Consider the following 11,965-nt stretch of genomic DNA (forward strand, 5'->3'; position numbering starts at 1 on the left):
GTATAATGATGGTGGCTATACCTATAGAAATTACTTTACGGAGGGGAGGAGTATTTACGGGCAAGTAATCATTTCATTTAAAAAATTCCCCATATGGGTTATGCAGTATCAAGGCGGTGCAACCAATGATAGAATTGATGAAAAAACCATTCGCAAAATGAAAGACTTATCAATGAAAAATCAAGGCCTTGCAGATGAACTCTATCCTATCAGAGGGCCCCGAGAAAATGAATCTTCGGGTTTCGTTTATTCCAATACTCTTTTTGGTTCTATCCAAAAATTCCAGGGGCAAGAAACAATACAATTTAATGATGAAATATATTACAATTTAATTTTATCAGGAGGAATGTTAGTATAATCGCCCCTTCAATAAGGTTAGGCTATATTACTTCTGACAACAATCTGGCGTCTTACGGGGGAAATAAATATTCAAAGGAACAGTTACTGGATATGCCATAGCGTAACTGCCTAATCGAGGCTCACTGGATGAGCCAATGTCCGAGCTTTTAGCATATCTTCACCGGCTCGAATACAATATTCTTCCTCGCTTGCTACAGCCACCACACCCATATTTAAACGAGTATTTTTTCTGATTCTGTGTTGACTTCAGAAATGGATGAATTTTATTTTTTACTTTGATGAAGTTCCACTCTGTTGCTCGGCTCGTTCCTGTGTGAAAAAGCAGACTACCCGCCCTTTTTTTAAAACCTTCGTATGAGACAAAAGTATCCCAAGAGAAAAAGTGAGCGGCTTTGTTGAATAAATCAGATTTAGATAACAAATCCCCTGTCAGCCACTTCCTAAAACAATCGGTACACTTTCTGGCATACCCACACGCGTCACTTTTGTTCAATACAGGATCATGGAGGTAGGCGCTGAGAAGGTCATGTGTAAGTATCCCTGCAATCCGCGCCATTCTCTTTTAGAGATGTTCCGGCATACTGATTATGTTCCCTGAAGAGGCCACCATACGTAAAATTCGCTTCACCGGGTATCAGACCATCTCCATTCTGAAATCTGTAAAAGCCGGGCGCACCGTCAAAGACATCTGCAGCAAGGCCATATTTCGCCTTCACGTTATTACAGCCGGAAGGCGAAATATGGCGGGATGCATCGGTGATCCAGGTGCTGACAGAGATGGCCGAACGTTATCCGCGCTACGGCTTTAAGAAGCTTTGCCAGGTGCTTCACAGGCAGGGGCATGTCTGGAAATACAAACGCATACACCGGATTTACTGTCTGCTGAAACTGATGCGCGTCTCTCCGGTACTGTACAAACCTGTAGATGTCTGACTCTACGCCCCGCATTTGCACCACTTGTATCTGTCAGAAAAACTCATCATAAATAAAACCCTGAGTAATTATTACAAAACAAAAATTTCATAAAGCGCCTTCACTAGGAAACCTCTTAGTTACAATTTATATTTAAAAACTCTTTATCATGTTAGAACAAGGGTTATATCTAAAATTTTAAAATAAGAAAAATCTTGGCCAGAAAAGTCATCACCAAAAACGAACAAAACCCTTACATATTCACTTAAGGTTGGTAAAAAATCCCCTTGCAAATTTCAAAAGAAGTTATGTAAAGTACAATTGAATTAAAGAGTAGCAATTAGAATAATTAAAATAAAATAATATTTAGCAATAATTCATACACAGCAAAAGTTAGTTCGAGAGGTTTACGTGAAAAGCAATCCTATTGATGAGCATGCCATATGCGGGTTTTGTGAGAGTAAATTAGAGAAAAACAGTACCCTATGTCCTTATTGTGGTGCTGAAATAATCATGGCCTATATTGACAGACCTACGAGGAAATTAATTCTATATTTGCGAATCATCCTGATTTCTCTTTCCGCTCTTTTAGTTCTGTTACTCTACCAAATCTATAATCTTGTTAATCTTTCTGTCATTTTAGCGATACCTTTATTTTTACTCGCCTGGGTTATACCATGGTTATTTTTCAGGATAAAAAATAGGGATAATTTCATTTGGAGGAAAAAGAACCCTCTGATTTAGTTTAAAATATTTTTTGTAATGTAAGTGAATTCCAACCCTGGGTTTATGGAGGGTACTGCATGCAGTACCCGCAAGGATGTTTTACATTGAAGAAGCATGTCGATGTGGTCAATGCATGGTTACTGAAATAAAAACCATATAATTTAATTGATTAATATCGTTACCTAAGTCCAAGAATAGGAGGTTTTTTGCGTAGTTTTTATGCCATTATCTGCACACTAACTATGCCGTCGCCCTTTCATTCCAGGCATCTGCGTATTGGATATTACCATCCACATACTTCCTGGTGATTTTCTCATAACGGAATTCTGCGATTTCCATATGATTAAATCTTTCTTTCGCGGGATCTTTGATATCAAACATCACGGGCATCAGGTTAACGACTCTCACGTTTTCCAGCAGAATAGTAAAATATACCACCTCTTGCCCTGCATCGTTGATTCGATAATATTTCAGTTCCACACGCGTCAGCGTTTGCCCCGTAGAAAGCGCTTTGTAGAGATAGGGGGAAGATGAATCAATTTCTTTTTCTATCAGGAACGGAAGGTGCTGGCAGGTTCCGGTGAACTTACCGTTATGGTTATCGGTTGGTATATGTACACTGTGATGCAGTCCTAACACTTCCACACTGTATTCACGGCCTCGAATGTCAACGCCACCCTTAATAATATTGCCGCCATCATCATACAAAAACATATAAACAGGAATGCCCATATTAATTGTCATCTATAAATCCATTTGATTGTCCGATAGTATTTACAATAGTATCGATACACGCTTTGCTGTTCGGAACCTTATAAAGAGCCTGAATTGCATCAACGACATATTGGTTAAATTCCGGTTCTTTGATGCTATAAAAGGGTAAAGCACATACATTATCGGTACTGAAGGGTAAAGCCCCACCTTTAAGAAGGGAGAGCACCCTGATTTTTTATCTGATGAGTTAACTGCATGGAAGTTTTTTGCATCGTGGCGGCTACCGAAAATGAAAACATTAATAAAAAAGACAGTAAAATTTTCATCATCTGACCACCAGAATCGTGTCACTGCTATTCATGATTTGTTCACCATTACTTACGCCATCAATGATGATGCAACCATTCGATGCATTGCGTCCGCCTCCCCTTGAACCGCCATGGATTCTGAACAGGTCTCGCCCATATGTATTAGTCCCCAAAATAGGTTCCAATATGATGGTGACAGGCGTAACGGTATTATGTGCTCCTGTTATACGATAATAACCTTTTGGGATTGAACCCTGACTGCTCACAGACTCCATAGCTGGATTATTTATCCCTGCACCATGTCCGCTATAGCCCTGCCTAAAAAGTTGTCCGTTATGGCTCAACTCCCCGGTACGTTGATTATATTCCCATGTCATGATATCAATCCTTGTTTGGTTAATCATGGTGATTTTGTTTGAGACTTTATGACACAATCATAGATATCATGAATATAAACTATCGGCATGACCCATAAAATCGCCTCATGCATCATTCATATTGACGTCGTTAATCTTCCAGAAGATTATCATTTATTTATAATTTCATCTCTGACAAACATCTTTTCATTATTCGTTCCATTAAAAACCAGAGCTTATACAAAACTATAATGATGTATGTGATCATTAAAAATAACTTATACTTAAACCCTATGGATTTCAATTTTATGTTTATGGAATGAAAATAGATTAGCTAAATATATTATTTGTTTTTTAAGCAATTAAAAAAACGGCCTCCAAATCTGAAGGCCGTTTTCATTTAAATTCACTGTTACCCGCGCCGGAAATAGCTAAATCGGGTAGCTAATCACTACTCGTCGAGCATCACAACCTTGCCGACATACGGCAGATGGCGGTAACGCTGGGCGTAATCGATGCCATAGCCGACAACGAATTCATCGGGGATCGGGAAACCCACGTATTCCACTTTTACGTCCACTTCACGGCGTTCAGGTTTATCCAGCAGGGTACAGATGGCCAGGGATTTCGGACCGCGCAGTTGCAGGATTTCACGTACTTTACTCAGCGTGTTACCGGAATCGATGATGTCTTCAACAATCAGCACATCTTTACCGCGAATATCTTCATCGAGATCTTTAAGGATCTTAACGTCGCGGGTGGTGGACATGCCGTTGCCGTAGCTGGAGGCGGTCATGAAGTCCACTTCATGCGGCACATCTACGGCGCGACACAGGTCAGCCATAAACATGAAGGAACCGCGCAGCAATCCCACCAGCACCATTTCGCTGCCGCTGTCGCGGTAGTGGTCGGTGATTTCACGGCCCAATTCGGCAATTCGGGTTTTGACTTCCTGCTCGGAAATCATGACGTCAACACGATGTTTCATATAAAGACTAGCCACCTGATTTAAGAATATTTATCGCTGCTTTTCAGAAAAACAGCGACCATATAGTGGAAAGGATTATATCAAAGAACCGGTTGATGGGTAACGCTGGTGTCAGCCGATCCCGGCCTGATGCAGGTCATGCAGGTTGATCGCGCCGACCAGCACACCTTCGCTGTCGACCACCGGCGCGGCGCTGATATGCTGCTGATGCAGTGCTTCAAGCGCCTCACCAGCCCGCCATTGCGCCGGAAGCAGATATCCCGGACGGCTCATGGCGCTGACCAGCGGATCGTTCAGGCTATTGCCTTTGACCAGCCAGCGGCGCAAATCACCATCGGTAAACACACCGGCAACGTGCAGGCTGGCGTCACATACCGCGATCAGACCCAGACCGGTGCGGCTCAGTTCCAGCATCGCATCCATAACATTTTTCCGGCTGTCCACCACCGGCAGACGATCGCCGGTGCGCATCAGGTGATGTACGCGGTTCAGCAACCGCGCACCCAGGCTGCCGCCGGGATGGGAACGGGCAAAGTCTTCTGCGCCAAAACCGCGATGCCGCATCAGTGCCATCGCCAGCGCATCCCCCATCATTAAGGTATTCACCGCGCTCGAGGTCGGTGCCAGCCCCATCGGGCAGGCTTCGCGCTCGACACTGATATCCAGTACACAATCTGCCGCCAGCGCCAGCGGAGAGTCTTTGCCGCCGGTGATGGCAACCAGGCGGGTTCGGTTTTCTTTCAGCAACGGCAGGATCAGATCCAGCTCTTTTGCCCGGCCGGAATAAGAGATAAAAATCAGCACATCTTCGCTGCCGATCATACCCAGATCGCCGTGCAATGCTTCGGCAGGATGCACAAAGAACGCCGGTGTGCCGGTACTGGCCAGTGAAGCAGCAATTTTTTTGCCGATATGACCGGATTTTCCCATGCCGGAAACGACGGTTTTGCCGGTGCAATTGAGCAACAAGCGACAGGCGCAGAGGAAATTATCATCCAGACGCGTCAGTAACCGGCGGGCTTCTTCAATTTCAATTTCCAGCGTTTCACGGGCGTAATTCAGTAATGCGTCACTCATCGTCTTCCCCGACCAGAATAATGCGGATCCCTAATTTTTCGATGGCATCACGGTATTGGCTGCTAAGCCCGCTGTCCGTGATCAGCGTATCGACCTTACCTAAATGGCACACCACATTCGGGCTTTTACGACCAAATTTTGATGAATCCACCAGCAGGAAAATACGTTCAGCCGCTTTACACATTGCCTGACTGACACCGTGAACTTCGTTGAATGTCGTGACGCCGCCATCCAGATCGACACCATCAGCACCGATAAACAGCTTATCGAAATTGAATTTATCAAACGCGCTTTCGGCCAGACTGCCGTGGAAGGAAGAGGATTTTTTGCGGTAGGTGCCGCCCGGCATCAAAATGGTCTGGTCATTATCCAGCTCGACCAGCGCATTGACGATATGCAGGCTGTTGGTCATAACCGTAATGTTATTAAACTGGCTGAGGAAAGGCACCATCTGCATCACGGTGCTGCCCGCATCAAAAATCAGCGAGTCGCCGTCCTGGATCTCCCCGATAGCTGCGCGGGCGATACGCAGTTTTTTGCCGGTATTGATGTGGGTTTTACGGTCGATAGGCTGGTCGCCTTCTTCACGACTGAGCACCACACCGCCATAAGTGCGGATCACTGCGCCCTCTTCTTCCAGCAGGGTGAGATCTTTGCGGATAGTGGTGCCGGTTGTGGCGAAATGCGTGGCGAGATCGTCCACCGCCGTTTTTCCAAATTGCTGCAAATGCGCCAGTATCGCCGCCTGCCGTTGCTTAGGTTTCATCACGATTTTCGCTCAAATTTTAAGATAAATTCACAGCCATCATTCTTTTTGAAAGATAATAGCTTTTAAAGTGAAAATATCATGATTTCGGTTCAATCGCTAATGATAGTGCAGTTTGAATATTCGGATCTTTCGGGAAGATCACACCTGACATCAATTGTTCCCGGCTCATGCCCTTAAGCGTCGTGACCGGCTGAGGACGGGCGAAAATTGTCAGGCCGCGCAGTAAAAATCCGTCACAGACTTTTTCCTGTTTATCGAAAGCCAGCGCCAGTACCACTCGCGGCTTGAAACGTCCGCCGGAACGCCCGACGCCCACCTTTCCCTGCATACACAACCTGTCAAATGCCCGGTTAAAGCGCTGCAACTGCCACCAGCCGAGTGCGATTTGTGCCACCCAGGCCAGTACCGCACAGAGTATTAATGCCGAAGTCGGGGTCATTATCTTCTCCTTTATGTCAAAAATCCGCCCCTGTAAACAGAGGCGGAACACATCAGAACATCACCTGACCGCCGGTGATATTGATCGACTGACCGGTGCAATAAGAGGCTTTATCGCTGGCATAAAACAGCAGCATATTCAGCACATCCTGATAGTCACACCCGCGTTTGAGCGGCACTTTATCAATGTAATACTGCTCGACTTCGTCGGCCTGAATGCCCAGTTTTTTGGCGTACTGCGGCAATAATGACTGAAACATCGGCGATTTGAGTAAATTGCCCAGCATCAGTGAATGCACGGTGATGCCATATTCCGCCAGATCCAGCGCCAGAGACTGCGTCAGCCCCACGCCGCCGAACTTGGCCGCGCTGTAACCGGCATTATGTTTGCTGCCCACTTTGCCGGATTTAGAATTGATCTGGATGATGCGTCCCGGAATACGGTCGCGGATCATCAGACGGGAAAACTCCCTGGCACAGAGGAAGTACCCCACCAGATTGACCTGCAACGAGAGGTCAAAATCGTTGAGGGCAAAATCCGTGATCGGCGATGCCTTCGCCATCCCCGCGCTGTACACCAGCAAACTGACCTTGCCGAACGTCTGATCCACCGCTTTCGCCAGCCGGACTACGCTGGCTTCACGGGTAGCATCAACAGCAAACCCGAATGCCCTTTCCCCGCCAAACTGCCGGTTAATCTGCTCTGCCACGGAGGCAGCATTTTCCTCATTCAGATCCGCCACCGCCACGCGATAGCCGGATTCAGCCAGCCCCTGACAGAGAAATGCGCCCAGCGTCTGCCCCCCGCCGATCACGACTGCAACCTGTTCCATTACTGACTCCTGACTCTGCTAGTTAATCGATAAATTTCAATACGCTGCCCAGCGGAATATCGTCGGGCGCGGTGCCTTTTACATGTACACTGCCGGGAAATTCCGCTTCGGCACTGCCGTCAAAACGCAAAGTGATATGCCCCAGTTCACGCAAATTTTGCATTGCCACCTCTCCCACGGCAGTCACCGGATAACGCACATCTGCCAGTTCCATGTACGCACCACGGTGCAGTTCCCCTTGCATGTCCCCGTGCCGGTGGATGAAGCAATAATCCTGAATATCCGCCGGCGCACCTTCACGGAAGGTGATCAGCATCTGGTCGGTTAAGGCTTCACGGGCGAAGTCGCCGATTTGCGTAATCGTGGTTTGATAAATGGTTTGCACAGTGACTCCTTACTGATAAATGAAAGCGGAAGCGGCCCAGGCGATAAGTACCGTCGGCGCGCCGGTCAGAAAACGGCTGACCAGCACCGAAGGCACACCGACGCGCACGGTGTCTTGTTTGGCTTCAGCCAATGAAAGCCCGACAGGAATGAAATCGCACGCCGCCTGAGCGTTGATGGCGAAAAGTGCAGGCAGTGCCAGATGTGGCGGGATATTGCCCAGCCCGATCTGCACCCCGACCAGTACACCGATGACTTGGGCGATCACCGCGCCGGGGCCGAGGAAAGGAGAAAGCAGCGGGAAGGAACAGATCAGCGCCAGCAACACCAGCCCGACGGGGCTTTTCGCCAGCGGCGTCAGCCCGTGCGCCACCAGATCGCCCAGACCCGAGGCCATAATGATGCCGATCAGCGCCGCCACGAAGGCCATAAACGGCAGGATGGTTTTGAGCACGGTATCGATGGTGTCGCGCCCGGCCTGGAATAAAACGGCCACGCCGGAGCCCATGCCCATACCGACTTTCGCCAGCAGGCCGTCGCTCTGTTCGGTGATTTTTTTTGTGGTGTCGTAATCACGCCCTGCCCCAGCCGGTGCGGGTTTAGCCGTCACCGTGGCCGGTTCAGCGGCGTCTGCATTTTCCAGCACGATGTCATGCTCACGGACACCGGAAACATAAATGTCTTCGGTAATAAACTGTGCCAGCGGGCCTGATTTACCGGTCGAATGGATGTTAACGGTCGGGATGCGCCGTTTTGGGTAGATGCCGCAGCGCAACGTACCGCCGCAGTCGATCACCGCCACACCGATTTCTTCTGCCGGTGGTTCACCTTCTTTAAAACCGTCTACCGTTTCCCAGCCGGTCAGTTCTGCCAGCTTGTCGACGATCGCCGGGCGCGTGCCCGCCGTGATATACATCACTTTTTTGCCGGGCACCGCGTCAATCAACAACGGTCCCCCCCAGCCACCTTCACCCCGGTTAATGCGAATCGTAACGCTCATTTTCTGCTCCGCTTTTTAGAATTTGACCTGATTAGAATTGACGCTGATTACAGCCGAACCTCACGATCAAGCTGAATGCCCATCTTGCGTTCAAAGATGCGTGTGGTGAGATCCGTGACCCAGCCGCGGAAGAAGTTAGTCACCATGCCGACCAGGAAATAACTGACGGCCAGCGGTCCGAGCGGTAATCCCAGCGTGGTCAGCCCGCTGGCAACGCCGAGATACACAAACAACTCACCGGGGTTAATGTGCGGGAAGAGGCCGTTCATGGAATGACAGCTGTAAGAGCCAGCAGCGTAATAACTGGGTTTGTAGATTTCAGGCATAAAACGGCCAAGACTGAGGGTCATCGGGTTACAGAAAACAAAGGTGCCAATCACCGGTAACAGCAAATACCGTGAAACCGGATCCCCGGCACAGCGCTGCGCCAGACGTTCGATCCGCCGCTGTCCGACAAAAACGATCAGCGCGTTCATGACCACCAGCAAACTAATCAGGAGAGGCAGAATGCCGGTGACCATCCCGACAAACACTTCTCCTCCTTTTTGAAACAGGCCGATAAACCACCCGGCACCGTGCGTTATTACGTCAATCATCATCTTCTCCTGTAGGGATACGTGGGTTTAAGCTTTCATGTTTTGTCACTCCACGCAGGAAATATAATCATTATGAATTTATATTAATTATATATTGATCATATTTTGAAAGTTTAATCTTTCAATTTGAAAGATTAAAAATCATGAGAGCGCACAGGTAAAGACAGGGACGAGGGAAGATACAGAAAGGGGCGGGCCGGATAATGGCTCCGGCCCGCTGATTTTTAAGAAATTACAGAAAGGAAATCAGTTATACGGATTACGCTGATACTGTGAAGCCAAGCATCATGCCGGTATCTTCGTGTTCAAGCAGGTGGCAGTGCGCCATGTAGGCATGTTGTTTACCGGCAAGATGGTTAAAACGCACCAGCACTTCGCTGCGGGCACCTTCAACGCGCACGATATCCTTCCAGCCCTGACGATGGGCCGCCACGGGCTGACCGTTTTCAGAAAGAATACGGAACTGTGTGCCGTGGATATGGAAAGGATGCAGCATCATGTCGCCCTCGCCCGAGATAGTCCATTTCTCATACCGGCCTTGTTTCACATCGAAAGCAGGAGCGTTCATGTCGTAGGCTTTACCGTTAATTTTATTGCCCTGCATGAAATCGTAACCCGCGGATGATTTACCCATGTCCATCCCGGCCATGCCGCCATGCCCGTCGTGGGCGGAGTCAGACATTCCCGGCATGGCTGCCATCTCATCCCCGCCATGATCCATGCGCATTCCGGCCATCGCATTGTGTCCGTACCGTTTCATCAGCGCCGCCATACCCTGCTGATCGAGCTGCGGATCCATCATCAGTTGCAGCCAGCGGGTCGGCAGATTATCGACTGACACCAGCGCGGGCAGCGGCACCAGCGTGTCCGGCAATGCACTGCCGCTTTGAGTCAAAGTCGGCTGAATACGCAACACCGGCAATGGTTTATCGAACGGTGCCAGCGTCATGCCCATCTGCTTCACCGGCAACGTGACCAGATCAAACGCTTTGCCGTCGCTGCAATCAATCAGCACTTCAAAACGCTCGCCTGTCAGTAACGGCAGATCACTGACTTTCACCGGCTCAGGCAGGAAACCGCCGTCACTGGCGATGACATACATCGGCCGTTGATCGCTGGTGGCGATATGCAGTGAGCGGGCATTACAACCGTTGAGTAAACGAAAACGTACCCAGCCACGGGAGATCCCGTGCTGCGGATACACCGCGCCGTTAGTTAGCATGTGCTGCCCAAACCAGCCGACGGCGGCAGTCATGACGTCCATCTGATAATCGATTTTACCGGCATCGTTTAAGCGCTTATCCTGCAAAATGACCGGAATATCATCCACGCCCCAACGTTTCGGGATTTGTAACAGATCACTGCTTTCATCTTCAATCAGCACCAGCCCGGCGAGCCCCATCGCCACCTGATAACCGCTGGTCTGATGCGGATGCGGGTGAAACCAGCAGGTCGACGCGGGCTGATCGAGTTGCAAGCTGACTTTGCGATTCTCACCGGGTCCGATCAGACCTTGCGGACCACCATCCACATCACCGGGAATTTCCAGCCCGTGCCAGTGAACGGTGCTGACCACATCCAGCCGGTTATTGATGGTGACACTGACCGGTTTACCGCGACGGATACGCAGCGCGGGGCCGAGCAGATTACCGTTTATGCCCCAGGTTTCGGTGTTCACACCGGGCAGAAACTGGCTCTGACCGCGTTGTAATGTGAGCGTAATGGCGCTGTGGATATCCGGTTCAAGTAATGCAGGAACAGGCAATGCCGGGCGGTCTGCAGCGAGCGCGAAGCGGCTCCAGCCAGGCAGCGTAGTGGCAGCGCCCATCAGGGTCGTCCACTTCACGAAATCGCGACGGTTCATTTTTCAGTCCTTATGAGGGGGTGACCAGACGGATGGCGCAAACGTGCCATAATAGTACAACAGCCTACCCCTTCCCCTAAGGGGAAGGTCAAGCGCCTTCGCGGCAAAAGAAATTTGGTGCCGCTCAGCGCAAATATGGTAACGTCCTTTTAACTGCCTGTGAGCCAAGTCTTCCTGACTTTCAATCTACAAGAACAAGAACACACCCATGAAAAAAACAACACTGTGTTTGTTATTACTGTCGCTGCTCGGTTTCTCCTCCGCCAGTCAGGCGCTGAGTGAATCCGAAGCGGAAGATCTGGCGGACCTGACGGCCGTCTTCGTTTATCTGAAAAATAACTGCGGTTACGAACAACTGCCGAATACCCAAATCAAACGGGCTATCGTATTTTTCGCACAGCAAAACCGCTGGGATCTGAGCAATTACAACAGCTTTAACATGCAGTCGATGGGCGAAGAAAGCTACCGTGATCTGAGCGGGATCGCCGTGCCTAAACCGACAAAATGTAAGTCTCTGGCGCGTGACTCGCTGAGTTTACTGGCCTACACCAACTGAATTCCGTCAGTCGGTTTTTCAGCCGTGTGCTCCGTCATTGTGATGCCGGAGCCTGTTCCCTTCCCCCGCTTTCCCCAACTTTTC

Annotated in this window: 13 protein-coding genes and 1 pseudogene; 3 read left to right on the forward strand and 11 right to left on the reverse strand. The window is 49.2% G+C overall.

The window, feature by feature from the left end; genetic code table 11:
• Together J1781_RS02035 and J1781_RS02040 are read left to right on the forward strand one after the other, a co-directional pair.
• Positions 1–358 (forward strand): DUF5680 domain-containing protein (locus J1781_RS02035; protein ID WP_217233133.1); only part of this gene is annotated, 358 nt, incomplete at its 5' end.
• Positions 359–968: 610 nt separating this feature from the next.
• A pseudogene (locus J1781_RS02040) lies at positions 969–1,251 on the forward strand (transposase); the annotation flags it as partial.
• A gap of 987 nt (positions 1,252–2,238) precedes the next feature.
• Here the strand turns inward: J1781_RS02040 and J1781_RS02045 are convergent.
• The 11 genes from J1781_RS02045 to cueO form a co-directional block, all read right to left on the reverse strand.
• Positions 2,239–2,730, reverse strand: a complete 492-nt coding sequence (locus J1781_RS02045; RefSeq protein WP_217233143.1) for an Hcp family type VI secretion system effector — start codon at positions 2,728–2,730, stop codon at positions 2,239–2,241.
• A 307-nt stretch (positions 2,731–3,037) separates the two neighbouring features.
• Complete coding sequence (locus J1781_RS02050; protein WP_217233134.1) at positions 3,038–3,397, reverse strand: tlde1 domain-containing protein; 360 nt, start codon at positions 3,395–3,397, stop codon at positions 3,038–3,040.
• A gap of 430 nt (positions 3,398–3,827) precedes the next feature.
• Complete coding sequence (gene hpt, locus J1781_RS02055) at positions 3,828–4,364, reverse strand: hypoxanthine phosphoribosyltransferase (RefSeq protein WP_129953152.1); 537 nt, start codon at positions 4,362–4,364, stop codon at positions 3,828–3,830.
• 111 nt (positions 4,365–4,475) lie between these two features.
• Positions 4,476–5,441: an arabinose-5-phosphate isomerase GutQ gene (gutQ, locus tag J1781_RS02060; protein WP_217218874.1), complete on the reverse strand. Its 966-nt coding sequence runs from the start codon at positions 5,439–5,441 to the stop codon at positions 4,476–4,478.
• Positions 5,434–6,207 (reverse strand): glucitol operon DNA-binding transcriptional repressor SrlR, encoded by a 774-nt coding sequence (srlR, locus tag J1781_RS02065; RefSeq protein ID WP_217218875.1) that lies wholly within the window; start codon positions 6,205–6,207, stop codon positions 5,434–5,436. Before srlR ends, gutQ begins: the two co-directional genes overlap by 8 nt.
• A gap of 79 nt (positions 6,208–6,286) precedes the next feature.
• On the reverse strand, positions 6,287–6,649 hold the full coding sequence (gutM, locus tag J1781_RS02070; protein WP_129991337.1) for a transcriptional regulator GutM: 363 nt from the start codon (positions 6,647–6,649) through the stop codon (positions 6,287–6,289).
• 52 nt (positions 6,650–6,701) lie between these two features.
• Positions 6,702–7,481, reverse strand: a complete 780-nt coding sequence (gene srlD, locus J1781_RS02075) for a sorbitol-6-phosphate dehydrogenase (protein WP_129953156.1) — start codon at positions 7,479–7,481, stop codon at positions 6,702–6,704.
• Positions 7,482–7,503: 22 nt separating this feature from the next.
• The gene (srlB, locus tag J1781_RS02080) at positions 7,504–7,866 is read right to left on the reverse strand and encodes a PTS glucitol/sorbitol transporter subunit IIA (protein ID WP_129953157.1); all 363 of its coding nucleotides are present in this window, start codon (positions 7,864–7,866) and stop codon (positions 7,504–7,506) included.
• A gap of 9 nt (positions 7,867–7,875) precedes the next feature.
• On the reverse strand, positions 7,876–8,865 hold the full coding sequence (srlE, locus tag J1781_RS02085) for a PTS glucitol/sorbitol transporter subunit IIB (RefSeq protein ID WP_217139491.1): 990 nt from the start codon (positions 8,863–8,865) through the stop codon (positions 7,876–7,878).
• A gap of 47 nt (positions 8,866–8,912) precedes the next feature.
• Complete coding sequence (gene srlA, locus J1781_RS02090; RefSeq protein WP_129953159.1) at positions 8,913–9,461, reverse strand: PTS glucitol/sorbitol transporter subunit IIC; 549 nt, start codon at positions 9,459–9,461, stop codon at positions 8,913–8,915.
• A 259-nt stretch (positions 9,462–9,720) separates the two neighbouring features.
• Positions 9,721–11,325 carry a multicopper oxidase CueO gene (gene cueO / locus J1781_RS02095; protein WP_217233135.1) on the reverse strand — a complete coding sequence of 535 codons (1,605 nt, stop codon included), beginning with the start codon at positions 11,323–11,325 and terminating at the stop codon, positions 9,721–9,723.
• Between the two features lie 208 nt (positions 11,326–11,533).
• On the opposite strand from cueO, the gene J1781_RS02100 reads away from it, so the two are divergent.
• Positions 11,534–11,881, forward strand: coding sequence for a YacC family pilotin-like protein (locus J1781_RS02100; RefSeq protein WP_013576967.1), 348 nt, complete (start codon positions 11,534–11,536; stop codon positions 11,879–11,881).
• Positions 11,882–11,965 lie beyond the last annotated feature (84 nt).

Source organism: Rahnella perminowiae (assembly GCF_019049695.1).
Lineage (GTDB): Bacteria > Pseudomonadota > Gammaproteobacteria > Enterobacterales > Enterobacteriaceae > Rahnella > Rahnella perminowiae.

What these genes read in the sequence shown, in the direction of transcription:
- srlR (WP_217218875.1), bottom strand. Translation starts at nt 6,207, where the DNA reads ATGAAACCTAAGCAACGGCAGGCGGCGATACTGGCGCATTTGCAGCAA.
- J1781_RS02050 (WP_217233134.1), bottom strand. Translation starts at nt 3,397, where the DNA reads ATGACATGGGAATATAATCAACGTACCGGGGAGTTGAGCCATAACGGA.
- gutQ (WP_217218874.1), bottom strand. Translation starts at nt 5,441, where the DNA reads ATGAGTGACGCATTACTGAATTACGCCCGTGAAACGCTGGAAATTGAA.
- cueO (WP_217233135.1), bottom strand. Translation starts at nt 11,325, where the DNA reads ATGAACCGTCGCGATTTCGTGAAGTGGACGACCCTGATGGGCGCTGCC.
- J1781_RS02100 (WP_013576967.1), top strand. Translation starts at nt 11,534, where the DNA reads ATGAAAAAAACAACACTGTGTTTGTTATTACTGTCGCTGCTCGGTTTC.
- gutM (WP_129991337.1), bottom strand. Translation starts at nt 6,649, where the DNA reads ATGACCCCGACTTCGGCATTAATACTCTGTGCGGTACTGGCCTGGGTG.
- srlE (WP_217139491.1), bottom strand. Translation starts at nt 8,865, where the DNA reads ATGAGCGTTACGATTCGCATTAACCGGGGTGAAGGTGGCTGGGGGGGA.
- J1781_RS02045 (WP_217233143.1), bottom strand. Translation starts at nt 2,730, where the DNA reads ATGGGCATTCCTGTTTATATGTTTTTGTATGATGATGGCGGCAATATT.
- srlD (WP_129953156.1), bottom strand. Translation starts at nt 7,481, where the DNA reads ATGGAACAGGTTGCAGTCGTGATCGGCGGGGGGCAGACGCTGGGCGCA.
- hpt (WP_129953152.1), bottom strand. Translation starts at nt 4,364, where the DNA reads ATGAAACATCGTGTTGACGTCATGATTTCCGAGCAGGAAGTCAAAACC.
- srlA (WP_129953159.1), bottom strand. Translation starts at nt 9,461, where the DNA reads ATGATTGACGTAATAACGCACGGTGCCGGGTGGTTTATCGGCCTGTTT.